We start from the raw sequence: 25,338 nt of genomic DNA on the forward strand, positions 1-25,338 counted from the left end.
TCGGCCGTCAATGCTGGTGGATTGGGGACATGGGAATCAACTTCGATGACATCAAGAAGAAGGCTCAGGATGCGCTGAGCAAGAACAGCGGCAAGGTCGAGCAGGGCTTGGACAAGGCGAGCGGCTTTGCCAAGTCCAAGTTCGGCGACAAGGCCGACAAGATCGACAACGTGACGCAGAAGGCGAAGGACACGCTGCACAAGCAGACCGGTGAGCAGGGCGATCAAGGCGGCGACCAGGATGGTGGCCAGGGTGGCCAGCGGCCGGGGCCGTCGGGTCCGACCGGGCAGTGACCGTGCCGTCGCCGGGCCGCCGCTGAACGAGGTTCGACCGGCCCGGTGAGTGTCACGAGACGGGAATCGGGTCGACTCGGGCAGGTTCGGCGGGGACGGCCGGTTCGGCCGGCGAATATCGCGAGATCGGAACCGGACCGGTTCGGCCGGTTCGGCCGGGTTCAGGCGACTTCGCCGGTGAGCACGTCCCCGTCGAGCGAGGTGAACCAGCCGCCGCGCTCGCCCAGTGACAGCAGTGCGTCGAGGGAATCGGGTGCGCGCAGATCCAGTGTGACCGGCGTGCGCGGGGCCCCCTGCTGCTCCGTGAGGGCCGCGAGCGCGTCGTGACCGGCGTCGATCGTCGCGGCGAGACCGCCCGTCGAGGCCAGCGAACCCCGCGCGGCGCCGAGCAGGCCCAGCGCCTCGTCGAGCACGGGAAGCAGTGCGGCGCGGTTGCCTTCGGTCATGGCGCGCACCAGTTCCGGGCGGGTGCCTGCGACGCGGGTGCCGTCCCGCAGCGACCCCGCCGCGAGTGCCGCGGCCAGCGGGCCGCCGCCTCCGGCGACGTTCGCCAGCACGGCCGCGAGAAGGTGCGGCAGATGTGACGTCCTGGCGACCGTGCCGTCGTGCGCGAGCGCGGGCAGCGCGATGACGCGTGCGCCCGCGTCGAACGCCAGCGCGGCGGACTCCCGCCACGCCGTGAGGTCCGTGCCCGGCTCGTCGTCACCCGCGGATTCCTCTGCGCACACGACCCAGGTGGCGCCGTCGAACAGCGTCGCGGTCGCGGCCTTCCAGCCGGATTCGGCGGTGCCCGCCATCGGATGCCCGCCCGCGTAGCGTGCGTCCGGCGCGATCCGGGCGACGGCGTCGCGGACCGGCGCCTTGACGCTCGTAACGTCGGTGAGCAGGCAGTTCGGTGCGTGCGTGGCGACCGCGCGGAGGACGTCGTCGATCGCGGTCAGTGGTACGGCGAGCACGACAAGGGCGTCGGCGTCGGCTGCGCGTGCCAGGGCGCCTGCGACGTCGGCGGTCGCGTCGAACCCGTCGGCGACGGCGGCCTCGACGTCCGAGCCGGAGTCGGAGGCTCCCCACGAGCTGCGCCCGGCGAGGGCGGCCGCCCGCAGCACCGACCCGCCGATGAGTCCCAGCCCGATCACGCACACGTCACGCACGGTGGGAGATCCTGACACACGTCCGTGGCTCCCCGCCCGCCCCTCACCGAACGTCGACTGCCCCCAGGTGCCCCCAAGGGCACCTTGGGGGCACTCAACGCCCCTATTCTTCCCTTGATCATAGCGCTGCCGGAACGCTGTTCAACTACCGTCGGTGACAGGGGAGTTGGAGCGCGCGAGGGGAACTTTTGGGGCGTTCAATGCCCCGAAGGTGCCCTTGGGGGCATTGAACGCCACGCCACGCCACGCCGGGCCGGCGGCAACCGGCCGCCGGCCGCCGGGGTCACGCGACCTGGCCGCCGACCACTCAGCGCAACGCCGACAGGGCGTAGGCGGCGTGCATCGCGACGCCGTGGGTCATGGCGTCCTCGTGGTGGTTGACACGGTTCGAGTGGTTGGCCGGCGCCTCGGCGGGATCGACGTCCGGAGGGCAGCCGCCGAGTAGCGCGAACGCGCCGGGGACGCGCTGCAGCACGTATGAGAAGTCCTCGCCGCCCATGATCGGGTCCGGCAGCGCGATCGCGTTGTCCGGCCCGAGAACGGCCGACGCGAGATCCAGCACCCGCGCTGCCTCGTCTGGGTCGTTGGCCGTGACCGGGTAGCCAGGCGTGAGGTCCACCTGCACGCGGCAGCCGTACGCGGCGGCGATCCCCTCGCACACCTTCTCCACCTCGGCGCGCATCGTGGCCCGCGCACTGTCGGACAGCGTGCGCATCGTGCCCTCGACGAACGCGGTCTCCGGGATGATGTTCGTGGTCGTGCCAGCCTCGAGGTGCGTCACCGACAGCACAGCGGGTTCGGTCGCGGCGAACCGGCGGCTCGACATCGTGTGCAGCGCGCCGACCAGCGCCGCGGCCGCCGGGATCGGATCGATCGCCGCCGCCGGCATCGAGCCGTGTCCGCCCTTGCCGAGGACCCGCACGTGGAAGTCGTCGACCGCGGCCATCAGCGGACCTGGGCGGGTGTACACCTGGCCGCTCGGCAGCGTCGGGTAGATGTGCACGCCGAACGCCCGCTCGACGCGCTGCCCCGCCGCGTCCAGCACGCCTTCGTGGATCATGTGCCGCGCGCCGTGCTGGCCTTCCTCGCCGGGCTGGAACATGAACACGACCGAGCCCGCGAGCTCGTCGACGTGCCGGGACAGCAGCCGCGCCGCGGAGACGAGCATCGCCACGTGCGTGTCGTGCCCGCAGGCGTGCATGACGCCGTCGACCTCGGACGGGAAGTCGAGGCCGGACTCCTCTTGCAGCGGCAGGGCGTCCATGTCCGCGCGCAGCAGCACCGAGGGCCCGGGTTCGGCGCCGCGGAGCACGGCGGTGACCGACGTCGACGTCTTCCCCGTGGTGATCTCCAGCGGAAGGCCGTCGAGCGCGTCGAGGATCTGCTGCTGCGTGTTCGGCAGTTGGAGGCCGATTTCGGGGTGAGCGTGCAGCCGCCTGCGCAGCGCGACGGTGTCCGGCTGCAGTTGCCGTGCCTCGTCGAGCAGCCGCGGGAGCACCAGGTCGGGAAGGGTGGGGAGCTGTTCGGGTCCGGTCATGCGGTCGATCCTGGCACGAGTCGCCGCGGGCCCGTGGGCGTCGGTTCGGATCGGCCGCGGACGAGACAGGCACCTTTCGAGCCGTCATCGAAGGTTACACGGGTATACGGTAGGCCCATGCCGGTGGAGGAGTCGATCACGGGATTCGCAGTGGCCGTCGTGCGCGAGGACGGTCGGTGGCAGTGCAGCGCGTTGGACCAGGCCGCACTGGCCGAACTCGACGCCGCCATCACCGAACTGCGCAAGCTGCGTTCGACGGGGGCGGTGTTCGGGCTGTTGGCGGTGGACGACGAGTTCTTCGTGGTCGTCCGGCCCACGCCGAGCGGTGCTCAGCTGATGGTGTCGGACGCGGCCGCGGCGCTGGACTACGACATCGCCGCCGACGTGCTGGACCTGTTGCGTGCCGAACCGCCCGACGAGGACGACGACACGATCTGGCCCGAAGGTGACCTCGAGGTGCTGGCGGATCTGGGCATGCCGGCACCCGAGCTCGAGGTGATCGCGGGCGAGGCGGATCTGTACCCGGACGAGCAGCTGGGCATGATCGCGCAGCGCTGCGGGTTCGGCGACGAGTTCAACAAGGCCCTCGACGAGCTGTGAACCCGTCGCACGCCGACGAGTCCGCGGTGCGCGAGGCGCTGCGGCGGGCAGGCGAGGGCTTCGCGGGGCGGGGCTCCGGGGCTGCCGACAGGGTCGTCGGCGGTGCTGCACCGGACGCGGACGTGCCGATCGGGGCGGCCGTGTTCGACGCCGACGGCCGGCTGCTCGCAGGCGCCCGCAACGCGCGCGAGGCGCTGGGCGATCCGACGGCGCACGCCGAGGTGCTGGCGCTGCGGGCGGCGGCGGCCGAACACGGTGACGGCTGGCGGCTCACCGGCTGCACCCTGGCGGTGACGGTCGAGCCGTGCACGATGTGCGCGGGCGCGCTCGTGCTCGCGCGGGTCGATCGGGTGGTGTTCGGCGCGTGGGAACCGCGGACCGGTGCGGCCGGCTCGCTGTGGGACGTCGTGCGCGACCGGAGGTTGAACCACCGGCCCGAAGTGGTCGGCGGGGTGCTCGAAGCCGAGTGCGCGGCGCTGCTCGATGTGTTCTTCGCAGCGCAGCGCGGCGACGCCGGGTGATCGTCCCCGCGGGGATCCGCCAGACCCACCCCCCGTGTAATCGCCGGTGGTCCGTCTCGTAACCTATTTAGCGGTAGCGTGTCCGAGCGGCCTAAGGAGCGCGACTCGAAATCGCGTGAGGTGAGAGCCTCCGTGGGTTCGAATCCCACCGCTACCGCCGTTGATCTCTCCGGAGATCCGGAACGGGGCAGGAACTCCGCGTGAGTTCCTGCCCCGTTTTGCGTTTGCCCCGGCGCGGTTCACGTGTGCCTCCGCCGGTTCCGGTGATGACCGAGGGCGCTCGCGCGGATGAATAACCGACGAACGGACCCCTCCGCGTCGGGCATTGTCCTTTCGGGGATAACCCGAATGGGTAAAGATGCGTGCCGTGACCGCACTCACCAGACGCGCGACGCGGGTCGTCTCGGCACTCTCCGCGACAGCGGTGGCCGGTTCGCTCGCGCTCGCCACCCCAGCGAACGCAGCCACCCCAGCGAACGCAGCGCCCCCAGCGAACGCAGCGCCCCCAGCGAATGCAGCACCCCCGGAGACGCGGGCCCCGGAGGCACAGACCGCAGAGACCGCCGACAGTGCCCGCATCCACGATGTCCAGGGCACCGGGCGGCTCTCCCCGATGGACGGCGAGACCGTCACCGTGCCCGGAATCGTGACCGCGAAGCGCCAGTTCGGCAGTGTCCGCGGTTTCTGGGTACAGGATCCGCAGCCCGACGACGACCCGCGCACCAGCGAGGCGTTGTTCGTCTACAACGGCAACGAGACGCCGGACGTGACCGCAGGCGACGAAGTGTCGCTCACCGGTGAGGTCAGTGAATACCGGCCGCGAGGGCAGGACTCGGCGTACCAGTCGTCGACGCAGCTGATCGATGCGGAGTGGACGGTCGCTTCGTCCGGCAACGAGCTGCCCGAGGCGGTCGCGCTGGACCCCGACGCCGTGCCGGAGGCGCTCGCGCCGGAGGAGGGCAATCTCGACGAGTTCGAACTCCGGCCCGACAAGTACGCACTGGACTTCTGGGAGGCCCACGAGGGTGAGCGCGTCTCCGTCGCCGACGCCCCGCTGGTCAGCCGCAGCACCGACTACAACGAGCTGTACGTGACGACCAAGCCGGGGCAGAACCGCACGCCGCGCGGCGGGGTCTTCTACGGCGGCTACGACGAACCCAACACCGGGTTGCTGAAGATCGAGTCGCTGCTCCCGTTCTCCGAGCACCCGTTCCCGACGGCCGACGTCGGCGACACGCTCACCGGCACCACCGCGGGTCCGCTCGAGTACGACCAGTACGGCGGCTACACGATGCAGGCCACCGAGCTGGGCGAGGTCGAGAGCGGCGGCCTCGAACGCGAGACGACGCGCACGCAGAAGCCGAGCGAGCTGTCGGTCGCGACGTACAACGTCGAGAACCTGTCCGCCGTCGACGAGCAGGCGAAGTTCGACGACCTCGCCGAGGGGGTCGTGAAGCACCTGCGGTCGCCGGACGTCGTGACGTTGGAGGAGATCCAGGACAACAACGGCGCCGACGGCAACGGCGACGGGGTCGTGGCGGCCGACAAGACGCTCGACAGGTTCGTCGAGGCGATCGAGGCCGCGGGCGGTCCGGCCTACGAGTACCGGCAGATCGACCCACAGGACCGCACCGACGGCGGCCAGCCGGGCGGCAACATCCGCGTGGGATTCCTTTTCGACCCCGAGCGGGTGTCGTTCGTGGACCGTGAGGGCGGCGACGCGACGACGGCCGTCGAGGTGGAGAAGACGCGGCGCGGCACGGCGAAGCTCTCGGCGTCGCCGGGCCGGATCGACCCGCAGCACGAGGCGTGGGACGACAGCCGCAAACCGCTCGCCGGGGAGTTCGAGTTCCGCGGGCGCACGGTGTTCGTCGTGGCCAACCACTTCGCGTCGAAGGGCGGCGACGAGCCGACCCACGGCCGGTTCCAGCCGCCGACGCGCTCGTCCGAGGAGCAGCGCCACAAGCAGGCTGAGGTTCTGCGGGGCTTCGTCGACGAACTCCAGGACGTGCAACCGAACGCCAACGTGGTCGTCGCCGGGGACCTGAACGACTACCAGTTCTCGGACACGCTGGCGAAGCTCACCGACGGCGGCGCGCTCACCTCGCTGATCGACACGCTGCCCGCCAGCGAGCAGTACAGCTACGTCTACGAGGGCAACTCGCAGGTGCTCGACCACATGCTCGTGTCCGACTCGCTGCGCCGGGTCGACTACGACGTGGTGCGCATCAACTCCGAGTTCGCCGAGCAGGCCAGCGACCACGACCCGCAGATCGTGCGCTTCAAGCCGTCAGCCGGGCACGCGCTCGACTTCTGGGACTGGTTCTGGTGGCCTTTCGATAGGTAGGCGTTCGTCGGCGCTCCCTGCGCCGAAAGGCTTGCGACACGGCCGGCCGTCCTTCGCGGACGGCCGGCCGTCCGCGTGGCCGTGTTGCGGATTCCGGGGCCCGTGTTGCGGATCCCGGGGACCACTCAGATCCATCCCTCTTGCCACGCGTGGTGCGCGGCCGCGTACCGGGTCGGGACGTCCAGCTTCGTCATGGCCGACGAGAGATAGTTGCGCACCGTCCCGGGAGCGAGGTGTACGTGGTCGGCGATCGCCTGCACCGAGTCGCCGCCGCGCGCGGCTCGCAGCACGTCGAGTTCACGAGCCGACAGCGGGCAGCTGTCCTCCGTCAGCGCGGAAGCCGCGATCTCGGGGTCGACGTAGCGGTGCCCGGCGGCCACTCCGCGCAGGATCTCGGCGAGCCGGGCCGCGGGCGTGGTCTTGGGGACGAAGCCACTCACCCCGCTCGCGAGCGCGCGGCGCAGCACCCCGGGGCGCGCGTGCCGGGTGACGAGCACGATCTGCAGGCCGAGCTCACGGCGAATCTCCTCGGCAGCGACCAGTCCGTCGGCCGGGGGCATCTCCAGATCGAGCACGGCGATGTCGGGGTGGTGCTCGCGGGCCTGGGCGACCGCGTCGCTGCCGGTGGCCGCCTCGGCGACCACCTGCAGGTCGTCCTCGAGATCGAGCAGGGTGGCGAGGGCGCTGCGGACGAGCACCTCGTCGTCGGCCAGCAGCAGGCGAACCATGCTCACCCGCCTTCGGTCGTCGGTAGTCGCGCCGTCACGGTGAACCACTCCCCGTCCTGGCGCCACTCCACGGTGCCGCCGAGGGCGTCGAACCGGCCGGCGAGGCCGGTCAGACCGGTGCCCGTCGCCGAATCCGTTGCCGAGTCCGCCGTCGAGTCCGTCGCGGCGGAGCCGTCGTTGCGGATGCGCAACACCGCCCAGCCTGCGTCGACGTCCAGTGCGAGGCGGGCGTGTGCGGCGTGACTGTGCCGCAGGACGTTGGTGGTGGCCTCGCGGGTGACGAGGGCCAGCAGCTTGCGCTGGGCTTCCGGGATGGCGGCGACGGCGTGCTCGGTGCGTCCGTCGAGGCGCCCGTCGATTCCGGCGGCGGCGAGCACTCCGGTGGCGTTGGCCAGTTCGGCGTCGAGCGAGGCGTGCCGGTATCCCTGCACCACCGCCCGAGTGTCCCGCAGGGCGGTGCGGGCGTGTTCCTGCACCTCGCGCATCTGTTCGCCCGCCGCGGCGGGGTCGAGCTCGGCCAGCCGCTGGCCGAGCTCGCTCTTCAGCGCGATGACCTGCAGGTGGTGTCCCTGGATGTCGTGCAGATCGGAGGCGAAGCGTAGCCGCTCGTCGGCGACCGCGAGCTCGCCTTCCAGGCGGCGGGCGTGCTCCAGGCGTTCGACCGCGTCGCAGGCCCACAACCCGTAGATCAGGAATCCGCCGATCGCGGCGATCAGCAGAGCGCTCGCCGCGATTCCCACGAGATCCGGCGGTCCGGCGGTCGCGGTCTGTGCCGCTGCGGCCGCTCCCGCCGTGACCAGCACCGCACCGGCCACGACCGTGGTGCGGTGGCGCCGGGCGACAGTGACGGCGAGGCCGCCGGTGACCAGGCCGGGCACGATCGCCCATTCCGCGTCGTCGCTGAGCCACTGGGCCGCGAGCGTCACGGCGAGTCCACCGGTCACCGCGAGTCCGATCAGCGCCACCGGAAGGCCGTCGTCGCCGTCGGCCGAACCGTCCGCGGTGGGAAACCGCCGCTGCAGCAGACGTCCTGCGCCCAGTGAACCGGCCGCCGCCGCCACGGCAGTGCCGACGGTCAACGGTCCCCACGGCTCGGTGGCGAGGATCGCGACGACGACGAAGGCGCCTGCCGCGTAGACCAGCCCGACCAGCGCCCACCAGTTGTGCCGGCGCAACCGGTCCGCTCCTGCGGCTCTCAGCCCGGCCGAGGAGTCGTCCGCGGCCGGGCCCGGCCCGGCGGGCTCCGCCGACGTGGCCCGTACGGGTGCGCGGTCCATGACGGTCATCGTCCCGCAGCCGGGCCGCTCCCACCAATGACATCCGTCATCGGCGGGCGTGCGGAGTGCACCGGAACGGCTGTGGTTTCGGCACTGTCGGTTCGCGCCGCGCGAACCGCACGCTGGTTCGCATGGACACCACCGAGGCCCCTGCAGTCCACGTACGTGGACTGCGCTGCACCTACGGCGAACACGAGGCCGTGCGCGGCGTCGATCTCGACGCACCTCGCGGGGAGCTGCTCGCGGTGCTGGGCACCAACGGGGCGGGCAAGACGACGACACTCGAGGCGATGCAGGGCCGCCGCAGGCCCGCAGGCGGCCGCGTGCGGATCCTCGGCCTCGACCCGGTTCGGCAGCGCCGCGCCCTGGCCGCGCGGATCGGCGTCATGTTGCAGGACAGTGCGCTGCCCGCCGAGCTGACGCCCGCCGAGTTCCTCGCTCTCTGGAGCCGCCTGAAACGGGACCGGCCCACTCCCGGGTCGATGCGCGAGCAGCTCACCGCCGTCGGTCTCGCGCACCGCCGGAACGTGCGCATCGGGCGGCTGTCGGGCGGGGAGCGCCGCCGGCTCGACCTCGCTGTCGCGCTGACCGGCGCCCCCGAGCTCCTGTTCCTCGACGAGCCCACGTCCGGCTTGGACCCCGAGTCACGTGCCGCGACCTGGGAGCTGATCCGGGGCCTCCTCCGGACCGGTTCCACCATCGTGCTCACCACGCATCACCTGGAAGAGGCCGAGGCGCTGGCGGATCGGCTGCTGATCCTCCACGAGGGCACCGTGGCCGTCGCGGGCACCTTGTCCGAGATCGTCACCGCGCGCCGCGCCACGATCCGTTACGAGCTCGTCGGGGCCGGGCCCGCCGTTCCGGAGTCCGAACTCGTCGGCAGGGCCTCGGTCACGCCGGAGCGAGGGGTGCGGCTCGTCGAGATCCGCACCCCGGACCTCACCCGGGACCTCGGCACGTTGTTGCGCTGGGCCGAGACGCAGCGGTCCCAGCTTCATCGGCTGCACAGCAGCGAAGCAACGCTCGCCGAGATCTTCCACGAGATCAGCACCACGCACGTTTCGGAGGAGGCCACGACATCATGAACGCGACCTTCGCGCTTGCCCGCGCCGAGCTGACCCTGCTCCTGCGAAACCGCACCGCGGCGACGAACGCCCTGCTGCTGCCGCTGGCCCTCGGAGCACTGTTCATCGTCAAGCCCCCGCCGACCGGACTCACCGGAACCGCCGCGTCGATGCTGCTGCTCGCCCTGGTCTGCCTCACCGTCGCGAGCACCGCGACGACCACGCTGGTCGCCCGGCGCCAGCAGCACCTCCTGCAGCGGTGGCGGACCGCTCCGATCGCGCCACCGGCGGTGCTGGTGTCCACACTCGGTCCCGTCGGCGTGCTGTTCGTGGGCCAAGCGGCGATGCTGCTGACCGTCCTGGCCTACGCCACGAGCTCGGTACCGGCCCACCCTGTGCTCCTGGTGCTGGCCGTCGTGCTCGCCGGGGTGCTGGGCTGCGCAGTGGCGTTCGTGACGGCCGCGTTCACCCGTACCGTCGAGGCCACCAACTTCACCCTGCTGCCCGTCCTCGTGGCCCTGGCAGGAGGGGGCGTGTGGGCCACCGCGGCTGCCGGAGAGGTCACCTGGGCGATGCGGGCGACCGGCGGCGGCGCCGTGGCCGAACTCGTCCATCTCGGCTGGGACGGGAGCGAGACCCGAGCCCTGACGGCTGCCGCACCCAGCGTGCTCGTCCTCCTCGCCCTGATCGTCGGAACCACAACGCTGGCGCGCCGCTACTTCCGCTGGGAGCCGCGCAACTAGGTTCCGACGGGTGAGCGGTCCGCCGGGTGAGCGCTCGGCGGCAACCGTGCCGTGTTGCGGATCCCGGGGCCCGTGTTGCGTTCTCCGGGGCCCGTGTTGCGGATTCCGGGGATCGTGTTGCGCTTTCCGGAGGCCGTGTCGTGGTTTCCGGGGCGCGTGTTCTGCATTCAGCACGCCGTGTCCTGCGCTCAGGACGCTGCGTTGCACCCACCCGTCGCCCAGCCGCCACCCCTCACGGACGCGCCGGCGCGCGGCTGTGTTCGATGGGGCCGTATTGCGGTCGACGGGCGTGGCTCGATCGGTCGAGCGGGGGAGTATTGCCGGACGATCGAGCGTGAGACGTCCTTACGCATGGTTCCGGTGCCGCTCTGCCGGGCCGATCCGGTAGCGGGTGTGGAGCATCGCGGGGCTGTCGAGGGTGCGGGTCAGTTCGAGCTCGACGTGTTCGGTGGACAGGTCGTCGAAGAGCCGGCGGCCCTGCCCGAGCAACACGGGCATGATCTGCAGCGACGTCTCGTCGAGTTCCCCGGCGTCGAGCAATGCGCGGGCGGCGGACGCGCCGTGCAGCATGACGTCCCGGTCGCCTGCGGCCTGCCTGGCCTGCTCGGCGGCTTCGGGGACGTCGGTGACGTAGTGGGCGTGCCCGGGTGCGGGCTGCTCGGGCACGGACCGGGTGAGCACGAAAATGGGGACGCCGTCGTGGTGGTCGCCGTTCCACCGGTCTGCGTGATCGAAGGTGCGCCTGCCGGTGAGGACCGCGCCGGTGGCGTTCGCTTCGGCCAGGATGCGGCTGCCGACCTCGTCGGTGGAACGAGCGGTGCTCGGATCGCCGTCGTCGAGTCTTCGGCCGGGCCCGTCTCCGGTCCCGCGATGAAGCCGTCGAGGGACATCCACATGTAGAGCACGATCCTGCCCATTGCCGTTCCCTTTCCTGGGATCACCTGTTGTCTTCGCAGCGAAAGGCGCAGCCATGCATCCATGTGCAGTGTGACGCAATCGCGCGGCCCGACAGCGCAGGTTTGCGCGTCGAGATCGGCCGGTGATCGTGCTTTGTGTGCGTGCGGGCATATCCTTGCGCCATGGATTCGGCGGAACAGGGCCCGGGTGATCTGGTCCTCGGGCTGCCGTCACCCCTGGTCGAGTTGGGTGACGATCGCCTGCGCGAGCAAGGTGTCACGGTGTATCTCAAGCGGGATGATCTGATCCATCCCGAGGTTCCGGGGAACAAGTGGCGGAAGCTCAAGTACAACCTGGCGGCGGTCAAAGACCAAGGCCACAAACGCTTGTTGACGTTCGGCGGAGCTTATTCGAACCACATTCGCGCGACAGCTGCTGCCGGACACTACGTCGGACTCGAAACGGTTGGCGTGGTTCGGGGTGAGGAGCACTTACCGCTCAACGAGTCGTTGGCGTATGCCGCACGTCGAGGGATGGCGCTGACATACTTGGATCGCGCTGCGTACCGGCGAAAAACGGAGCAGGACGTTCTGGAGGCGTTGGTCGCCGAATTCGGCCCGTGCTACGTGGTGCCGGAAGGTGGCAGCAATGGCCTTGGGGTTCGTGGTTGCGCTGAGTTGCCCAGCGAGATCGGCATCGATTTCGACGTGGTTTGTTGTGCGACAGGCAGTGGTGGGACGGTCGCGGGGATCGCCTCCGGGCTCAACGGAAACTCGCGTGCGCTGGGATTCGCTGTCTTGAAAGGCGGACAATTTCTCCACGAAGAGGTGCGGAGGCTTCAGCGAGACGCAACCGGTGGAGAAACGGCGAACTGGGCGCTTGACTACGACTTCCACTTCGGCGGATACGCGAAGCGGAAGCCCGAGCTGGATGACTTCATCGAGGACTTCGAAGCGCGCCATGGGATCACCCTGGATTGGGTGTATGAGGCCAAGATGATGTACGGCCTGTTCCATCGCATCGGTTCCGGCGATTTCGCGCGAGGGACGACCCTTGTGGCGGTCTTGAGCTGACCGCTCAAACCTTCTCATGGTAGGCCCGCTGCGCGGTCTTGGAGATCGAGGTCTCACACAGGGTGAGTTCCCATTGCCCGCTGTTGATGGTGAAGTCGCGCCCGAAACCGAGCCACATGCCGGTCATTCGGCGGCCCGAAGGGTCGATGACCATTTGCAGTGTTCCGTGGAACGTAGCGCCCTTGTAGTAGCCGTTCGGTGACGTGTTCTCACGCCACGTTCCCGTGGCAACGGATTTGTCGACGGCGAGTTCGATGCGTAGTCGCGATCCGATCGTGTGCGGCAAACCTTGGCCGACGAGTCGGGCGTCTTGCTGGCGCAGAACCACATAGTGTTCGCCGGTGAAGTCCTTGGCGCGGCCGGTGCTGGGGTAGACATAGCGGCTGTACCAGATGCCGGAAAAGTCGTCGGTCGGCGCGGTGAGTGGGGTGGCGCTCGCTTCGGCGTCATCGGTGAGTGCAGGACTGGTCGAGGCCAGCGACAGGGCTGCGCTGACTTTGAGCAGCAGTGAACGGCGGTCGACACCGTCACCGTCACCGTCGCCGTTGCTCTGGGCCCAGGTGGTGGCCATGTTCGCAAGTTCGTGGACGTCGACCTGGTCGAGGTGGGTGACGAAGTCGCGCATGGTGGCGTCGGTGCCGTCGGCGCTGCCGAGAGTCGCCAGTTGCTCGCCGTGGCGATGAGCGTCGTCGGTAGCGCGGAAGTCGGCGACGTCGCTGACGAGATCGGCCAGCCGGCACGCATACAGCTCCGCGAGCCTGCCCAGCACCTCGAGCGAGGGCGCATGTCCGGTCTCGGCGGGCCACTGCTCCCAGTACGAGAAGTTCTTGAACGTCTTCGGGTCGGCGGGCCAGCGCTCGTTCCAGGCATCGGCGGCTTCACGCTGGCTCCAGCCGTGCGCCAGGCGAAACGCCGCCCGCATGTTGACGTTGTACCGCTCGGCGAACACGCAGGCGATCTCTGCCCACGTCTTCGACCGGGCACGCAGGTCGGCCGTCAGCTGCCGCTGTTCTTGACGCACGCTGCGGACCGCCGTCGGCATCGCTGTCCCCTTCCGCCGTGGATGGCTGGACCCTACGTCTTGTGCAGTGTGCCGCATTTTCTCCCGGCTCGACAGGGAATGTGTGTTCCGCAAGATCACTGTCGATCAGGGTGGAATGTCCGCCTGAACTGGGGTTTCGTGCTCATGGGCACTTGCTGAACGGACAGGAAAGAAGCGGACGATGACCTCACCACCGGAGCGGTTGTTCATCACGTGGTTCACCAGCGCGGCGGACCGCCGTGACCACGCGGTCGGCGACGACGAATCCGGACGCGCCTTCCGAACGGCGACCGACCCGACGGCGGTGTGCGGCGCCCGAGTGGCCCCGGTGCCGCTGGTCAGTCCGCCGGGGCCTCGCTGTATGCATTGCCGGTCTCGCTTGGGTGTTCCCACCGATTCGCGGCGGCGTTCCCCTTCGAAGTCGTCGTCGATCCGCGGTTCCCGCAAGACGTCGCGGCTCCGGCAGTTGTTTCGCCATGAACCCGTCGCACCACCCAATCCACGGCGTCCGTGAGTACACAGCGAAGGTTCGTGCGCCGCGATCGAACGCGGCGCGGTTCCGGGCACCGACCGAACGGCACGACCAATGCACGAAAGGCTCACCATGGCGCCGCTGACGACTCAGCCGCCCGACCCGAGGACCCGTGATGACGCCGAGGCCATCGTGGCGGCCAAAGTGCACGGGTTTTCCTACAGCGGAGCATCACCCGGAGAACAGGAGCTGTTCTTCACCCGCTTCCATGGCCACCACGTCGACATCATGACGCTGGCCACGGACCGGAACCTCGTCTCCGGTGCGCTGCGCCTCGAACGGGACGGATTCCCGTGGCCGGATGGCAACTGGCCGGAGCCGGTGCGCGTCGCCGACGGCTCCATCGCCGACGTCGTGTATGAGGTCCTGACCTGGCCCATTGGGTCCGCATGATTTGCCTCGGCCGATGCGTGGGTGCGCCCCGAACCTGCGCATCGGCCGGGGTGTCCAGTGGCGGTGATCAGCGACGGACTGTCGTGAATCATTCCCAGAGCCGCATGCCTGACCCGTCGGACCGCACTCAACCGTCGCTGCTGTCTTCTTCCCGTTGTCAGTCGAGTCGGCGCTGTGTTCCTGCTCGCCGAACGGGGCGGTGCCGTTGCGCCGAACCAGCTCTTAGCCCGCTGGGGACGAAACCGGCGGCGACGGCACCGGTTGTGGTGGTGACGGTGCCTGCGGGGACGTCTGCGATGCCGTGAACAACCCGAGCGCGGCCAATGCGAGCAGGAGCCAGGTCACTACGCCCAATGCCGCGCCGGTCAGGTAGAGCTGCCGATCGCGTCCGTGATGGCTTCTCGCTCCCAGCGTTCCCGCGATCATCGCACCGGCAGCGGTCAGCACCGCCGCCAGTGGCTGGAACACGACGAGCGGCAGGGACACGGCGCCGAGCAGCACTACCGCGGCAGGTGCCCACCGTGGCCATGTCCTGCCGGACGACGTGGTCGAGAGTTCGGGGTCGTTCATGGCTTCCCTCCAGCCCCGCATCGGCAGCATCGCGAGAGTCGGCCCGGCTTTCGGTTCCGCCGTCGGACAATGCACCCGGCCTCAGCGTGCGCGCCAGCTCAGTTTCAGCACCGCCTGGGTGAGTTCGTGGTAGGCGGGGCGGATGTCGTCGGCATAGCGCGATGCCTGCTCGCCGCGCGCGTTCGGCACCGGCTCGGGGTCGGCGCCCACGTCGAGCCACGACAGCCGCGCCACGTTGTCCCGCGCCATCGACCACCACCGGCGCGCGCGGTCCGCCATCGCCTCCTCGGCCTCGGCCGCCGCGGCCACGTTGTCCTCCGCCGCCTGGATCTCCCCGTACAGCTGCCGGTCCCGCGCCTGTTCCCACGCGCGCAGTTCCTCGGCCGCCGTGCGCGCCAGCCCGATGATCTCCTTGTACCGCGCCGCAGCCGACGTCCCACCGCCGCCGACGTCGCGCGCCATGGCGCCCGCGCCCGCCGCAGCACCAGCCGCAGTGTCCGCGTCGTGTCCGTCAGTCATCGGAATCCTCCTCGCGCCGGAACGGGACGACGACCTCCGGGGCCGACAGCGTCGTCCGGTCGAAGAACAGCGCGCGATCGGGCCGGGGTGACCAGTGCACGACCTGTCCTGCCGCCAGAGTCGACAGCTCGTTGCCCTGCACGTCGAGTGCCGCCCACGCGCCGATGTCGTCGGTGCCGCCGAACCCGAGCGTGTCCTTGAGCCGCGCCACGCTGCGCCACCAGCCGAGCACGTGCACGCCACGCGCCGGGCCGTGCTTGAGCAGCGCCCGCAGGTGGTCGAGTCCGCTGGACTTGCCGGGTTCCTTCGCCTCCAACGTGGGCAGGGCCGCGTCGACGCCGTAGGCCACCAGGATCCGCCGGGGCGCCGACTCCTGCCCGGCCCACGCCGACACGAGGTCGCCGAGCGTGTCCGTGGTGACGACCTCGGCCTTGTGCCCGTCGACCGACAGCTCCTCGGCCAGCGCCGTCACCGCGGGCGTGCACCGCTCGACCAAGCACGCCAGCGCGAACTCGACGTCGCCCGGTGCACACTGCCGCGCCACGGATCGCACCGTAGAATCCAGAATGGACACCGCGTCGCGCTGGCCGGTACCGAGCACGGCCAGGTTGCGCCCCGGTGCGGCCGACAGCTCGACGGCGTGTGCCGTGTCGGCGACGTCGATGGACTGGCCGACGATCGCCTGTGGCCGGTCCGAACGCGACAGCGCCGTGTAGGCCGACGACTCGCCGAGCACGGGCGCGTGGGCGCCGTCGAACAGCCGCGGCACGCTCGTCGCACCGTAGCGCTGCCACAACTCGCGTTGCAGCGCCGGGAAAACACCGCCGGAGCTCGCGTCGGGGACGTGGGCCAGGCTGTTGCCGTGGCCGATACCGGAATCGTGGTTGACCACCGCGTGCCAGCGCGGCGCAGCGACCGCGGCCTGGTTGGCCTCCGCGAGCACCCGCCGCGCCTTCGGCATGGCGATCCGCAACGTGCACTGCTCGAACACCGCGGGCTTGCCCCAGAACGCCTCGATGCCCGCGATGTCCTGGCTCGCCAGGATCAGATGGATGCCCTGCGACCGGCCGCGGCGCGCGACGTCCTCGAGCAGCGACGTCGCCAGCGCCGTCACCGAATCGCGCTCGCCGAACAGGTACTGGAACTCGTCGACGACGGCCACGATGCGCGGCCAATGACCGCCGGGATCCTGCTCCCGCAGTTCGGACAGGGTCGTGACCTCGTGTTCCTTGGCGGCGGCCGAGCGACGGCGCAGCTCGTCGGTGAGGAACCGCAACAGGGCCAGGCCGAACTCGCGGTCGGTGTTGACGTTGACCCCGACCAGCCGCGCGTGCGGCAGCCAGCTCTCCTCCTTGCGGCCGGGCGCCAGTCCCGCGAACGACACGCCTTCCTTGAAATCGAGCAGGTACAGCGACAGTTCGTCCGGCGAGTACCGCGCACACAGCGAGCCCAGCAGCGCGTACAGGAAGTTCGTCTTGCCGGAGCCGCTCGGCCCGCCGATCAGCGCGTGCGGAGTGGCATCGCCGATGACGACGTCCACCGGCTCGCCCTCGTGGAAACCCACCGGGGCGCGGAGCTCGGCCGCCGACGACCCGGTGCCGAACTCCGTGGGCAGCAGGTCGTCGAACGTGCGCGGACCGCCCTGCTTGGCGACGAGCGCCTCGGCGAGCCTGCCCGCGGTGGCCGTCACCTGGCTCGCGGGCAGCGGCGGGTCGAGGCGGACGGCGAGGTCGGCGCCCGTCATGCTCGTCACCGCGGTGCGATCGGCCGTCACGTGGACGTTCTCGACCGCGCCGCCTGCCATCGTCGGCACGTCCACGAGGATCAGCGAGATGCCGGCTTCGAGCGCCCCGCTGGCGACGCGCTTGATGTCGCGGACCTGCTCCGGTTGCAGATCTTCGCCGTTGCCGTAGAGCACGCCGATCCGCCACGGTTCGAGGCGTTTGCCCGTGGCGGCCCGCATCGCCCGCAGCGAGGCGTGACCCGACTGCATGGTGTAGCCGTGAATGCGGCGGATGTGCCCCGCGAAGTCGTCGAGCAGGTCGGCCAGCCGGGTCGGGTCGTGCACCGTGACGGCGCTCGTGCGGGTGAGCGCGTAGAAGTTCGGCAGCACGCCGGTGAGCTGGCCGACGTCCCACAGGTGGATCTTCACGGCGCCCGGTTCGAACGTCGACAGCACGCGCATCAGCAGTGATTCGACGAGCGCGTCCACGGTCGGCCGGGTGTTCGGCGCCGACGTGATCGACAGGTGGGAGGCGTCGAGCAGCGGCACCGCGACGTCGAACGTCTGCCCGCCGCCGATGTCCACCGTGGAGTCGCCGATCCGCCACAGCTCCGGCGACGACAGTCCGGGGCCGGTGCCGACGCGGCCGAGCCAGTCGCCGGGCGGGGCTCCCGCGGGCCCGGGCGCGGAGGTCGCGACGAGCTCGCGGAGACGTCGGGGACCGTCGGCCCAATCGGCGTAGAACCGGTCGCGGACCGTCGCGAGCCGCTCGACGACACCGGCCATCGCCGGGGTGGTCATGCGTGCGGCGAGTTCCGGGTCGGCGGCCGCGCGTTCCAGGCCGGTGCGCACGACCTCGTGTTCGAGTCTGCGCTGGGCGAGTTCGTGCTCGGCTGCCGCATGCGCGTTGCGGGCGGCTCCGAGCGCGAGGCCGATCTGGTGGCGGAGCTGGTCGAGAGCGGTCACGACGCGAGCGCGCTGCTCGCCCTTCTTCCTGCCCATGCGGCTGCTACAACCTTGTTTCGTACTGGTTCAGGGCCGATTCGACGTTGCCCAGCTGGGCGATGTGCTCGTCCAGCTGGTCGAACGCGCGCGCCAGCGGCGGCGGGAGCCACGGCCGGCCGGACGCGTCCGCGCCGGTGCCGCTCTGGACGCTGAGCAGCGCGCGCCGGTACTCCTCGAGCAGTTCCCTGGCGTGGGCCGCCTGTGCGGAGGTGTCAGTGAGGCCCGACCGGACGACGCTCAGCGAGGCGCGGAGTTCGTGTAGTGACATCGCGTGACGCAGCGCCGCTCACAGGCGGGATGCGTAGCCCTCGGCCGACGAGATGCACGCCTGAATGGTGCTCTGCGTGCCCGTGATGCCCTGAATCGCCTCCGCCATGAGCCCGTGTGCCTGGCTGACGTCCTCCTGTGCGCTGCCTTCGGTCGCCATCGCGAGTGTCTGCTGCGCTTCCTCGAGGGCCTGCGCGGCCTGTTGAAGTGCGGCGATGCTGGCGGAAGCCTTCTCGTTCGCGGCGGCGATCCCCGCGCGGATCTCTTCCACTCCGGCCATGGGGCTGGCTCCTTGGGCATGTTCGGTACGTGTCGCCTCCCAACTTAGCGTGACCACGCCTCGGCAGGAGTGTGGAGGTCGCCCGAATCCGATGACGCTGCGTATTCGGTTGCGCGTGTCCTGGGTGCAGGACATGCGCGGTGGCGAGCGTGCCGCGTCGCGCAGGCTTACCACCTGCTGAGCACGGTTTGTGACGCATCGCGGGCGCCGCTAGCGTCGCGACCATGGATACGTACTCCCTCGGCGAGGTTCCCGTGCACCGCGTCGGGTTCGGTGCGATGCAGCTGCCCGGTCCCGGCGTCCTGGGGCCACCGAGTGACCACGACGAGGCCGTCGCCGTGCTGCGCCGCGCCGTCGAGCTCGGTGTCGATCACATCGACACCGCCCAGTTCTACGGACCCGACGTCGCGAACGAGCTGATCCGCGAGGCGCTGCATCCGTATCCCGACGATCTCGTGCTGTCCTCCAAGATCGGTGCCGTCCGTGACGAGGAGGGCGGATTCGTGCCCGCTCAGCGGCCCGGCCAGCTGCGGGCGGCTGCCGAGGAGAATCTGCGCACCCTGGACGTCGACCGGCTAGGAGTCGTGAACCTGCGCCGGATGGACGAGCACGAGCTGCCCGCCGACCAGCGGATTCCGCTCGAGGATCAGTTCGCCGAGATGGTCGCGTTGCGCGCCGAGGGAAAGATCGCGGGGGTCGGCATCTCGACGGCCACGTACGCCCAGGTGAAGCAGGCCATCGAGCAGGCGGGCATCGTGTGCGTGCAGAACGCGTTCAGCCTCGTCGACCGCGCCGACGCCGAGGTGCTGGACCTGTGCCGCGACGAGGGCATCGCCTACGTGCCGTACTTCCCGCTCGGGTCGGCATTCCCCCACCTGCCGAAGGTCACCGACAACGCCGCGGTCCGGGCGGTGGCAGAGCGGGTCGGAGCGTCGCCCGCGCAGGTCGGCCTGGCCTGGCTGCTCGCCCACCGCGACAACGTGCTGCTGATCCCCGGCACTTCCCGCATGGCGCACCTGGAGGAGAACATGCGGATCGCCGACGTCTCCCTGAGCGAGCGCGACCTCGAAGAGCTCGACCGCGGCGCGTGACCGCTGCATTGTGACCGCTGCATGTGACCGCTGCATGTGACCGCTGTGCGCGACCGCTGTGCGCGACCGCGGCGCGTGACGGCGGCGCGTGGACAGTGGCGATCCGGTGCCCGCTTGCCGCACTGCCGCATTGCTGCACTGCCGGACTCCGCACTCCGGGAGTCCCGCCGACAGCGAAACGCCGGGTGGGTCACGCGACCCACCCGGCGTTTCACTGTTGTCTGCGCTACTCAGGCCAGCACATCAGTCCTCCGGGTCGTAGCCCAGGTTCGCCGACAGCCAGCGCTCGGCCTCGGCCTTCGACCAGCCCTTGCGCTCGGCGTAGTCCTCGACCTGGTCGCGGCCCAACCGGCCCACCACGAAGTAACGGGATTCGGGGTGGCTGAAGTAGAAGCCGGAGACGGCCGCGCCCGGCCACATCGCCATCGACTCGGTGAGCTGGATGCCGGTGGTGTTCTCGACGTCGAGCAGGCTCCACAGCGTCTGCTTCTCGGTGTGCTCGGGGCACGCCGGGTAGCCGGGTGCCGGCCGGATGCCGTCGTACTTCTCCTTGATCAGGCCGACGTTGTCCAGCTCCTCGTCGGGCACGTAGCCCCAGAACTCCTTGCGCACGCGCTCGTGCATCCGCTCGGCGAACGCCTCGGCGAGCCGGTCGGCCAGCGACTCGAGCAGGATCGCGTTGTAGTCGTCGAGGTTCTCCTTGAACTCGGCGATCTTCTTCTGCGTGCCCAGCCCCGCGGTGACGGCGAAGCCGCCGACCCAGTCCTCGAGACCCGTGTCCTTCGGCGCCACGAAGTCGCCGATGGAGCGGTTCGGAACGCCCTCGCGGTGCTCGCCCTGCTGGCGCAGGTTGAACAGCGTCGTCAGCTTCTCGCCCCGCTGCTCGTCGGTGTAGAGCTCGATGTCGTCGCCGACCGCGTTGGCCGGGAAGAAGCCGATGACGCCGCTGGCGGTCAGCCACTTCTCCTCGGTCAGCTTGTCGAGCATGGCCTGCGCGTCGTCGTAGAGCTTGCGCGCGGTCTCACCGGTCGACGGGTTGTTGAGGATGTCGGGGAACGAGCCCTTCATCTCCCACGCGTTGAAGAACGGCTGCCAGTCGATGTAGTCCCGCAGCTCGGCCAGGTCGTAGTCCTCGAACACGTGGATGCCCGGCTTGGCCGGCGTCGGCGGGGTGTACGACGACCAGTCGATCGGCGTGCGGTTCTCCCGCGCCTGCTCGAGGCTGACCAGCGGCTTGTCCTGCTTGTTCGCGTGCCGCGCGCGCAGCGCGTCGTAGTCGGCCTGCACCTCGGACATCAGCGTCTCGCGCTGCTCGTCGTGCAGCAGCGAGGCCACCACCGGCACCGAGCGGGAGGCGTCCTTCACCCACACCACGGGCCCGTCGTACTTCCGGTCGACCTTGACCGCCGTGTGGGCGCGCGAGGTGGTGGCGCCGCCGAGCAGCAGCGGGACGTCGTACTCCTGCCGCTGCATCTCGGAGGCGAAGTTGACCATCTCGTCCAGGGACGGGGTGATCAGGCCGGACAGGCCGATCACGTCGGCCTGGTGCTCCTTGGCGGCGTCCAGGATCTGCTGGGTGGGCACCATCACGCCGAGGTCGATGACCTCGAAGTTGTTGCACTGCAGCACGACGCCGACGATGTTCTTGCCGATGTCGTGGACGTCGCCCTTCACGGTCGCGAGCACGACCGTGCCGTTGGTGTCCTTCTCGCCGGTGGTGCCTGCGTCGGCCTTCTCCTGCTCGATGAACGGGATCAGGTACGCCACGGCCTTCTTCATCACGCGGGCGCTCTTGACCACCTGGGGCAGGAACATCTTGCCCGCGCCGAACAGGTCGCCGACGACGTTCATGCCCTCCATCAGCGGGCCCTCGATGACCTCGATCGGCCGGCCGTTGCGCTCGGCGATCTCGTTACGCAGCTCCTCGGTGTCGTCCTCGACGTGGGCGTCGATCCCCTTCACCAGCGCGTGGGTGATCCGCTCGCCGACCGGCAGCTCACGCCACTCGTCGGCGGTCTCGTCGGTGGAGGTGCCGCTGCCCTTGTACCGCTCGGCGAGCTCGAGCAGGCGCTCGGTCGCTTCCTGCGAGTCGTCGGTGCGGTTGAGGATGACGTCCTCGATGGCGTCCCGCAGGTCGGGGGCGACCTCGTCGTAGACCGCGAGCGCACCGGCGTTGACGATGCCCATGTCCATGCCGGCGTCGATCGCGTGGTAGAGGAAGACCGCGTGGATCGCCTCGCGCACGGTGTTGTTGCCGCGGAACGAGAACGAGACGTTGGAGACGCCGCCGGAGATCTTGGCTCCCGGCAGGTTCTGCTTGATCCAGCGGGTGCCCTCGATGAAGTCCTGGCCGTACGTCGCGTGTTCCTCGATGCCCGTCGCGACCGCGAACACGTTCGGGTCGAAGACGATGTCCTCGCGGGGGAAGGCGAGCCGGTCGACGAGGATGTCGTACGCGCGCTGGCAGATCTCCTTACGGCGCTGCAGGTTGTCCGCCTGCCCGTCCTCGTCGAAGGCCATGACGACCACGGCCGCGCCGTACTTCTTGCAGAGCTCGGCCTGCTCGATGAACTCGTCCTCGCCCGCCTTGAGCGAGATCGAGTTGACGATCGGCTTGCCCTGGATGTTCTTCAGGCCGGCTTCGATGACCTCCCACTTGGAGGAGTCGACCATGATCGGCACGCGGCAGATGTCGGGCTCGGAGGCGATCAGCTTGAGGAAGCGGTCCATCGCCTCGACGCCGTCGATCATGCCCTCGTCCATGTTGACGTCGATGACCTGCGCGCCGTTCTCGACCTGCTGCACGGCCACCGAAAGGGCGGTGTCGTAGTCGCTGTCCTTGATCAGCTTGCGGAACCGCGCCGAGCCGGTGATGTTGGTCCGCTCGCCGATGTTCACGAACAGCGACGAGTTGTCGACGTTGAAGGGCTCAAGGCCGGACAGGCGCATCGCGGGCTCGGGCTCGGCGGGCACGCGCGGTGCCAGCCCCTCGGAGGCCTTCACGATGGCACCGATGTGCTCCGGGGTGGTGCCGCAGCAGCCACCGAGCACGTTGACCAGGCCCGCTTCCGCGAACTCGCGGACCACGGGGGCCATCTGCTCGGGGGACTCGTCGTACTCGCCGAACGCGTTGGGCAGGCCCGCGTTGGGGTAGCAGTGCACGAAGCAGTCCGCGATGCGGCTGAGCTCGGCGGCGTACTGGCGCATCTCGGCGGCACCGAGCGCGCAGTTGAGGCCGACCAGCAGCGGCTTGACGTGCCGGATCGAGTTCCAGAACGCCTCGGTGGTCTGGCCCGAGAGCGTCCGGCCCGAGGCGTCGGTGATGGTGCCCGAGACCATGACCGGCCAGTTGCGGCCACGCTCCGCGAAGAGCGTCTCGAGCGCGAAGATGCACGCCTTCGCGTTGAGGGTGTCGAAGATCGTCTCGATCAGCAGCAGGTCGGCGCCGCCGTCCACGAGGGCGTTGGCCTGCTGCAGGTACGCCGTCACCAGCTCGTCGTAGGAGACGTTGCGGGCGCCCGGGTCGTTGACGTCCGGCGAGATCGATGCCGTGCGGTTCGTCGGGCCCATCGCGCCCGCCACGAACCGGGGCTTGTCGGCGGTCGAGAACTCGTCGGCCGCCGTGCGGGCCAGCCGGGCACCCTCGTAGTTGAGCTCGTAGACCAGCTCCTGCATCTCGAAGTCGGCCTGCGCGATCGTGGTCGCGCTGAAGGTGTTGGTCTCGACGATGTCCGCACCGGACTCGAGGAACTGACGCGTGATGCCGCCGATCAGGTCGGGCTGGGTCAGCACCAGCAGGTCGCTGTTGCCCTTGACGTCACAACCCCAGTCGGCGAAGCGTTCGCCGCGGAACTCGGACTCGCCGGGCGACTCCTGCTGGATCATCGTGCCCATCGCACCGTCGATGATCATGATCCGCTCACGCAGGAGCGCGGAGAGCTCGTCGGTGCGGTCTGGCTGGATGTTGCTCATGCCCTGCCTTCCTGGTCGGAAGGCGTCCTTGGTGGTTCACGCCGAGCGTGGCGGGACGGCCCCTGGCGATGGCCGACCCGTTGCAACGCCTCTCGGCACACCCCAGCTTAAAGCGTGCCCGGCCCGTGATTGCGAGCGTTTTGCGAGGAAGCTCACCGCTGGGTTCACCTGGCTGCTGGTCACCCGCGGAACAGTGCGGTCGGCCCCGGAGTAGCGCGGTCGGGCCCGGAGCAGCGCGGTCGGGCTCGGAACGCGGCGCGGCCGGGCTCGGAACAGCGTGGCCGGACTCGGAACGATGTGGAACGAAAACGCCGGGTGGCCCCAGCGGGACCACCCGGCGTTCGCGGTTGGCGGAGGATACGGGATTCGAACCCGTGAGGGCTATTAACCCAACACGATTTCCAATCGTGCGCCTTAGGCCGCTCGGCCAATCCTCCGCGAAGAAGGGTACAGGACCGTGAGAGACCGCTGATAGCGGGTCTGAGCTGGGGCGACTGTGGCTCCAGGACAGGGGGCCTCGGCGTCGCCCCGGCCGGGGTTGTCGCTCCGCCGGGCAGTGGTCAGGTGGTCGGTCCGTCGCTGCGCTGGGAGGGCGGTCAGCGGGAGCGGTCAGGCGGCGGTCAGGCGGGTGGGTCGTCGGCGCCGAGCAGTGGCAGGCAGGGTTCCAGGCCGTCGATCGTCACGTCGACGCTCCGGTGGCGCTCCCACGTCTCGCGGGTGAGCACGAACCGGTGGCCGGTCCGGCGACGGCCGAGGACGGCGTGGTGGGCGGTGCCGTCGTCGGCGTAACCGAGCTTGCGGGACACGCCCGTCGACGCGGCGTTGCCGTCGAACGATTCGGAGCGGGCGAGCTCCGCGCCGAGACCGGCGAACGCCAGGTGCAGTGCCGCGGCGCGCATCTCGGTGCCGATCCCCTGACCCTGGTGCTCGCGCCCGAGCCATGAACCGCTACCGACCTGGCGGGTGACGGCGAACTCGGTGGCTTCGAGGTCCTGTGTGCCGACGACGGTGCCGCCGGACAGCACGGTCAACGGCAGCACCCACTTGTCCGGGACCAGCTCGCCGCGCATGCGGTAGTGGTGCTGCACCACGGAGCGGGCAACGACGTCGGGCGGCGCGTCGGTGAAGGGCGTGACGAACGGCATCGTGTCCGGCTCGTGGATGCCGACCGCGGCGAGCTCGGCAAGTGCGGCCAGTTGGTCGTCGTCGGGCAGTCGCAGCTCGAGGCGCGGGGTGCGAACCCGCAGCCCGACGAGCGGGAAATGGCCGGCCAACATGAGGCCAGTATCGACACGCCGTCCACCGATTTGCCGTGGATACACACCGTGACCACACCGGCTGTCCGGGTGTGTAGGCGTGTGCCCCGGTGATGCCCCGAAGGGCACGGCGGGTTCTAGGGGTGGTTGCAACACCGGGTGATTTAGACGAGTTTTAGCAGACGCTCGGCTGGGGTGTCCCAGCCGAGCGTTTTGCGTGGGCGGCTGTTGAGTTTTTGTGCGACGAGTTCGAGGTCTTCGGGGCCGTGGACGGACAGGTCGGTGCCCTTGGGGAAGTACTGGCGCAGCAGCCGGTTGGTGTTCTCGTTCGAGCCGCGCTGCCAGGGGGAGGCGGGATGGCAGAAGTAGACCGGGACGCCGGTGGCGACCCGGAACGCCTGGTGCGCGGCCATCTCCGCCCCTTGGTCCCAGGTCAGCGACCCGCGTAGGTGAGCCG

At 69.9% G+C, this 25,338-nt stretch carries 23 protein-coding genes and 2 tRNA genes; 10 read left to right on the forward strand and 15 right to left on the reverse strand.

Features of this window, described 5'->3' with window-relative positions; translation table 11 throughout:
* Nucleotides 1-29: 29 nt before the first annotated feature.
* Entirely contained in the window at nucleotides 30-293 is a 264-nt protein-coding gene (locus LY41_RS14690; protein WP_253864548.1) for an antitoxin, read from the forward strand.
* A gap of 161 nt (nucleotides 294-454) precedes the next feature.
* On the opposite strand, the gene LY41_RS14695 is transcribed toward LY41_RS14690, so the two are convergent.
* The gene (locus LY41_RS14695) at nucleotides 455-1,444 is read right to left on the reverse strand and encodes a prephenate dehydrogenase (protein WP_253864610.1); all 990 of its coding nucleotides are present in this window, start codon (nucleotides 1,442-1,444) and stop codon (nucleotides 455-457) included.
* Nucleotides 1,445-1,751: 307 nt separating this feature from the next.
* On the reverse strand, nucleotides 1,752-2,981 hold the full coding sequence (locus tag LY41_RS14700; protein WP_253864549.1) for a M20 metallopeptidase family protein: 1,230 nt from the start codon (nucleotides 2,979-2,981) through the stop codon (nucleotides 1,752-1,754).
* Between the two features lie 117 nt (nucleotides 2,982-3,098).
* Between LY41_RS14700 and LY41_RS14705 the strand changes: the two genes are divergently transcribed.
* The 4 genes from LY41_RS14705 (at nucleotide 3,099) to LY41_RS14720 (ending at nucleotide 6,449) form a co-directional block, all read left to right on the forward strand.
* Entirely contained in the window at nucleotides 3,099-3,581 is a 483-nt protein-coding gene (locus tag LY41_RS14705) for a tRNA adenosine deaminase-associated protein (RefSeq protein ID WP_253864550.1), read from the forward strand.
* Nucleotides 3,578-4,102 carry a nucleoside deaminase gene (locus tag LY41_RS14710; RefSeq protein ID WP_308292249.1) on the forward strand — a complete coding sequence of 175 codons (525 nt, stop codon included), beginning with the start codon at nucleotides 3,578-3,580 and terminating at the stop codon, nucleotides 4,100-4,102. Before LY41_RS14705 ends, LY41_RS14710 begins: the two co-directional genes overlap by 4 nt.
* 72 nt (nucleotides 4,103-4,174) lie before the next feature.
* A tRNA-Ser gene (locus LY41_RS14715) sits at nucleotides 4,175-4,259 on the forward strand.
* A gap of 456 nt (nucleotides 4,260-4,715) precedes the next feature.
* On the forward strand, nucleotides 4,716-6,449 hold the full coding sequence (locus tag LY41_RS14720; RefSeq protein WP_308292250.1) for a DUF8508 domain-containing protein: 1,734 nt from the start codon (nucleotides 4,716-4,718) through the stop codon (nucleotides 6,447-6,449).
* A gap of 125 nt (nucleotides 6,450-6,574) precedes the next feature.
* Here the strand turns inward: LY41_RS14720 and LY41_RS14725 are convergent, their stop codons facing one another.
* Together LY41_RS14725 and LY41_RS14730 are read right to left on the reverse strand one after the other, a co-directional pair.
* Entirely contained in the window at nucleotides 6,575-7,177 is a 603-nt protein-coding gene (locus LY41_RS14725) for a response regulator transcription factor (protein ID WP_253864612.1), read from the reverse strand.
* A 2-nt stretch (nucleotides 7,178-7,179) separates the two neighbouring features.
* Nucleotides 7,180-8,454, reverse strand: coding sequence for a sensor histidine kinase (locus LY41_RS14730; RefSeq protein ID WP_253864552.1), 1,275 nt, complete (start codon nucleotides 8,452-8,454; stop codon nucleotides 7,180-7,182).
* Between the two features lie 131 nt (nucleotides 8,455-8,585).
* Between LY41_RS14730 and LY41_RS14735 the strand changes: the two genes are divergently transcribed.
* Both LY41_RS14735 and LY41_RS14740 read left to right on the forward strand, forming a co-directional pair.
* Complete coding sequence (locus LY41_RS14735; protein WP_253864553.1) at nucleotides 8,586-9,539, forward strand: ABC transporter ATP-binding protein; 954 nt, start codon at nucleotides 8,586-8,588, stop codon at nucleotides 9,537-9,539.
* A complete protein-coding gene (locus tag LY41_RS14740) occupies nucleotides 9,536-10,261 on the forward strand; it encodes a hypothetical protein (protein WP_253864554.1) in 726 nt (241 codons plus the stop codon). Before LY41_RS14735 ends, LY41_RS14740 begins: the two co-directional genes overlap by 4 nt.
* 345 nt (nucleotides 10,262-10,606) lie before the next feature.
* On the opposite strand, the gene LY41_RS23895 is transcribed toward LY41_RS14740, so the two are convergent.
* On the reverse strand, nucleotides 10,607-11,155 hold the full coding sequence (locus LY41_RS23895) for a dihydrofolate reductase family protein (RefSeq protein WP_253864555.1): 549 nt from the start codon (nucleotides 11,153-11,155) through the stop codon (nucleotides 10,607-10,609).
* Nucleotides 11,156-11,340: 185 nt separating this feature from the next.
* Here LY41_RS23895 and LY41_RS14750 point away from each other — a divergent pair, with 185 nt between their 5' ends.
* A complete protein-coding gene (locus LY41_RS14750; protein WP_253864556.1) occupies nucleotides 11,341-12,231 on the forward strand; it encodes a 1-aminocyclopropane-1-carboxylate deaminase/D-cysteine desulfhydrase in 891 nt (296 codons plus the stop codon).
* 4 nt (nucleotides 12,232-12,235) lie between these two features.
* Here the strand turns inward: LY41_RS14750 and LY41_RS14755 are convergent, their stop codons facing one another.
* Complete coding sequence (locus LY41_RS14755; protein WP_253864557.1) at nucleotides 12,236-13,180, reverse strand: helix-turn-helix domain-containing protein; 945 nt, start codon at nucleotides 13,178-13,180, stop codon at nucleotides 12,236-12,238.
* Nucleotides 13,181-13,877: 697 nt separating this feature from the next.
* Between LY41_RS14755 and LY41_RS14760 the strand changes: the two genes are divergently transcribed.
* Nucleotides 13,878-14,198 (forward strand): hypothetical protein, encoded by a 321-nt coding sequence (locus LY41_RS14760; protein ID WP_253864558.1) that lies wholly within the window; start codon nucleotides 13,878-13,880, stop codon nucleotides 14,196-14,198.
* A gap of 222 nt (nucleotides 14,199-14,420) precedes the next feature.
* On the opposite strand, the gene LY41_RS14765 is transcribed toward LY41_RS14760, so the two are convergent.
* From LY41_RS14765 to LY41_RS14785, 5 genes are all read right to left on the reverse strand, one after another.
* The gene (locus tag LY41_RS14765) at nucleotides 14,421-14,768 is read right to left on the reverse strand and encodes a hypothetical protein (RefSeq protein ID WP_253864559.1); all 348 of its coding nucleotides are present in this window, start codon (nucleotides 14,766-14,768) and stop codon (nucleotides 14,421-14,423) included.
* Between the two features lie 81 nt (nucleotides 14,769-14,849).
* Complete coding sequence (locus tag LY41_RS14770; RefSeq protein ID WP_425563725.1) at nucleotides 14,850-15,287, reverse strand: hypothetical protein; 438 nt, start codon at nucleotides 15,285-15,287, stop codon at nucleotides 14,850-14,852.
* A complete protein-coding gene (locus LY41_RS14775) occupies nucleotides 15,280-18,012 on the reverse strand; it encodes an FtsK/SpoIIIE domain-containing protein (RefSeq protein WP_253864560.1) in 2,733 nt (910 codons plus the stop codon). Before LY41_RS14775 ends, LY41_RS14770 begins: the two co-directional genes overlap by 8 nt.
* Before the next feature lie 7 nt (nucleotides 18,013-18,019).
* Nucleotides 18,020-18,283: a hypothetical protein gene (locus tag LY41_RS14780; protein WP_253864561.1), complete on the reverse strand. Its 264-nt coding sequence runs from the start codon at nucleotides 18,281-18,283 to the stop codon at nucleotides 18,020-18,022.
* 18 nt (nucleotides 18,284-18,301) lie between these two features.
* Nucleotides 18,302-18,562 (reverse strand): hypothetical protein, encoded by a 261-nt coding sequence (locus LY41_RS14785; protein WP_253864562.1) that lies wholly within the window; start codon nucleotides 18,560-18,562, stop codon nucleotides 18,302-18,304.
* Between the two features lie 224 nt (nucleotides 18,563-18,786).
* Here LY41_RS14785 and LY41_RS14790 point away from each other — a divergent pair, with 224 nt between their 5' ends.
* Nucleotides 18,787-19,653: an oxidoreductase gene (locus tag LY41_RS14790; RefSeq protein ID WP_253864563.1), complete on the forward strand. Its 867-nt coding sequence runs from the start codon at nucleotides 18,787-18,789 to the stop codon at nucleotides 19,651-19,653.
* A gap of 243 nt (nucleotides 19,654-19,896) precedes the next feature.
* Here LY41_RS14790 and metH read toward each other — a convergent pair whose 3' ends face one another.
* The 4 genes from metH to LY41_RS14810 all read right to left on the reverse strand — a co-directional run.
* Nucleotides 19,897-23,625 carry a methionine synthase gene (gene metH, locus LY41_RS14795; protein ID WP_253864564.1) on the reverse strand — a complete coding sequence of 1,243 codons (3,729 nt, stop codon included), beginning with the start codon at nucleotides 23,623-23,625 and terminating at the stop codon, nucleotides 19,897-19,899.
* 348 nt (nucleotides 23,626-23,973) lie between these two features.
* Nucleotides 23,974-24,062 (reverse strand) — tRNA-Ser (locus tag LY41_RS14800).
* 183 nt (nucleotides 24,063-24,245) lie between these two features.
* Entirely contained in the window at nucleotides 24,246-24,902 is a 657-nt protein-coding gene (locus LY41_RS14805; protein ID WP_253864565.1) for a GNAT family N-acetyltransferase, read from the reverse strand.
* Nucleotides 24,903-25,045: 143 nt separating this feature from the next.
* On the reverse strand, nucleotides 25,046-25,338 hold a 293-nt coding region (locus tag LY41_RS14810; protein WP_372493262.1), incomplete at its 5' end, for an IS30 family transposase.

The sequence above is a fragment of the Prauserella halophila genome (assembly GCF_024171895.1).
Taxonomy (GTDB): Bacteria; Actinomycetota; Actinomycetes; order Mycobacteriales; family Pseudonocardiaceae; genus Prauserella; species Prauserella halophila.

What these genes read in the sequence shown, in the direction of transcription:
- LY41_RS14775 (WP_253864560.1), bottom strand. Translation starts at nt 18,012, where the DNA reads ATGGGCAGGAAGAAGGGCGAGCAGCGCGCTCGCGTCGTGACCGCTCTC.
- LY41_RS14730 (WP_253864552.1), bottom strand. Translation starts at nt 8,454, where the DNA reads ATGGACCGCGCACCCGTACGGGCCACGTCGGCGGAGCCCGCCGGGCCG.
- LY41_RS14720 (WP_308292250.1), top strand. Translation starts at nt 4,716, where the DNA reads ATGGACGGCGAGACCGTCACCGTGCCCGGAATCGTGACCGCGAAGCGC.
- LY41_RS14690 (WP_253864548.1), top strand. Translation starts at nt 30, where the DNA reads ATGGGAATCAACTTCGATGACATCAAGAAGAAGGCTCAGGATGCGCTG.
- LY41_RS14700 (WP_253864549.1), bottom strand. Translation starts at nt 2,981, where the DNA reads ATGACCGGACCCGAACAGCTCCCCACCCTTCCCGACCTGGTGCTCCCG.
- LY41_RS14750 (WP_253864556.1), top strand. Translation starts at nt 11,341, where the DNA reads ATGGATTCGGCGGAACAGGGCCCGGGTGATCTGGTCCTCGGGCTGCCG.
- LY41_RS14760 (WP_253864558.1), top strand. Translation starts at nt 13,878, where the DNA reads ATGGCGCCGCTGACGACTCAGCCGCCCGACCCGAGGACCCGTGATGAC.
- LY41_RS14740 (WP_253864554.1), top strand. Translation starts at nt 9,536, where the DNA reads ATGAACGCGACCTTCGCGCTTGCCCGCGCCGAGCTGACCCTGCTCCTG.
- LY41_RS14765 (WP_253864559.1), bottom strand. Translation starts at nt 14,768, where the DNA reads ATGAACGACCCCGAACTCTCGACCACGTCGTCCGGCAGGACATGGCCA.
- LY41_RS14705 (WP_253864550.1), top strand. Translation starts at nt 3,099, where the DNA reads ATGCCGGTGGAGGAGTCGATCACGGGATTCGCAGTGGCCGTCGTGCGC.
- LY41_RS14725 (WP_253864612.1), bottom strand. Translation starts at nt 7,177, where the DNA reads ATGGTTCGCCTGCTGCTGGCCGACGACGAGGTGCTCGTCCGCAGCGCC.
- LY41_RS14790 (WP_253864563.1), top strand. Translation starts at nt 18,787, where the DNA reads ATGGATACGTACTCCCTCGGCGAGGTTCCCGTGCACCGCGTCGGGTTC.
- LY41_RS14785 (WP_253864562.1), bottom strand. Translation starts at nt 18,562, where the DNA reads ATGGCCGGAGTGGAAGAGATCCGCGCGGGGATCGCCGCCGCGAACGAG.
- LY41_RS14805 (WP_253864565.1), bottom strand. Translation starts at nt 24,902, where the DNA reads ATGTTGGCCGGCCATTTCCCGCTCGTCGGGCTGCGGGTTCGCACCCCG.
- LY41_RS14735 (WP_253864553.1), top strand. Translation starts at nt 8,586, where the DNA reads ATGGACACCACCGAGGCCCCTGCAGTCCACGTACGTGGACTGCGCTGC.
- LY41_RS14780 (WP_253864561.1), bottom strand. Translation starts at nt 18,283, where the DNA reads ATGTCACTACACGAACTCCGCGCCTCGCTGAGCGTCGTCCGGTCGGGC.
- metH (WP_253864564.1), bottom strand. Translation starts at nt 23,625, where the DNA reads ATGAGCAACATCCAGCCAGACCGCACCGACGAGCTCTCCGCGCTCCTG.
- LY41_RS14770 (WP_425563725.1), bottom strand. Translation starts at nt 15,287, where the DNA reads ATGACTGACGGACACGACGCGGACACTGCGGCTGGTGCTGCGGCGGGC.